The sequence below is a fragment of the Frankia tisae genome (assembly GCF_025403405.1).
GTDB classification, from domain to species: domain Bacteria; phylum Actinomycetota; class Actinomycetes; order Frankiales; family Frankiaceae; genus Frankia; species Frankia tisai.
Window position 1 is genome coordinate 1 of sequence record NZ_JANEZT010000813.1, and the last position, 452, is coordinate 452.

The following is a 452-nucleotide window of genomic DNA, read 5'->3' on the forward strand; positions in this document are numbered from 1 at the left end:
CGCCCAGGGCGTCTCCGTCGGGCGGGGGCGCGCGGTCACCGTGCTGGTCGGTGGATCCGTGGAATCGGAGCCCGGCAGGTCAAGCACGGCAACCAGCGCGACCAGAGTCAGGCTCAGCACGGTGACGGCCGCGCCGACGAGTGCCTGGGTGCGGCGCCGACCCCGCCGCGGCAACACCGCGGGCGTACGCCCGCGCCGCGTGCCGTAGAGCGCATCCAGCGACAGGGGCGCCGTCGAGTCGACGCGGTCCGTCTCCTCGGGGGGCTCGTGCGGATCGAGCGGACCGGTCAGGTTGATCAGCGCGCCGAGGCCGTCCGGCTTGGCCAGCTCGGCGTCCCCGTGCGGCTCGGCCTCGGCGGGCAGCCGGGATTGGGGGTGCGCGGCGGCCTCGTCGTCCGCGGTGAGGCGCGCGCCGACCTCGATCGGCGTGGTGTTCTCCGGCTGGCTCTTAT

1 pseudogene is annotated in these 452 nt (G+C 75.4%); it reads right to left on the minus strand.

From position 1 onward, the window contains the following. Window positions 1–452, minus strand: a pseudogene (locus tag NBZ85_RS31805) (hypothetical protein); the annotation flags it as partial.